The sequence below is a fragment of the Pseudomonas sp. EA_65y_Pfl1_P113 genome, assembly GCF_963970525.1.
GTDB lineage: Bacteria > Pseudomonadota > Gammaproteobacteria > Pseudomonadales > Pseudomonadaceae > Aquipseudomonas > Aquipseudomonas tritici.
Genome location: NZ_CAXAQM010000576.1, coordinates 1 through 453, shown reverse-complemented (window position 1 = coordinate 453; position 453 = coordinate 1). Strand labels below are relative to the sequence as shown.

Here is a 453-nt window from a genome sequence, read left to right as displayed (position 1 = left end):
AGCCGCACCGGCTGCGTCGTCTGCCCGCTTTGACCGAATTGGGTGGTGCTGGCGATCGCACCCGTCGCGCCATCGATCCGGCTGACAAAACCATCAACCGTGCCCGAGCGCGCTGCGCCGATCGTGCCTGACGTCCGCCCGCCGGCATAAATCGCACCATCGAGAAAGGCGACACTGTCGATCTGATCGTCCTGCGCGCTGCCGACATAGGTGACCGCCGCACCGCCGAGGGCACCGTCGATGCGAGCGACAAAACCATCGCGTCCGCCCGATGTCGCATTGACCTGAGTGCCGGAAAGCGCGGCGCTCGCGGAACCGCCGACCGCGACCGTGCCGTCGCTTCCCACCGCCAGCGCGCGCGCATCCGCCGTGCCCAGATCAAGCGTCGCCAGATCGTTGGACAAGGCACCAGCGTCGAGTTTGCGCACTTGTGCGGTGCCATTGTTGTTCATC

At 66.4% G+C, this 453-nt stretch carries 1 protein-coding gene; it reads right to left on the bottom strand.

From position 1 onward, the window contains the following. Nucleotides 1-453, bottom strand: a 453-nt coding sequence (locus tag AACY52_RS31155) for a hypothetical protein (RefSeq protein WP_370468089.1), incomplete at both ends; no start/stop codon positions are given.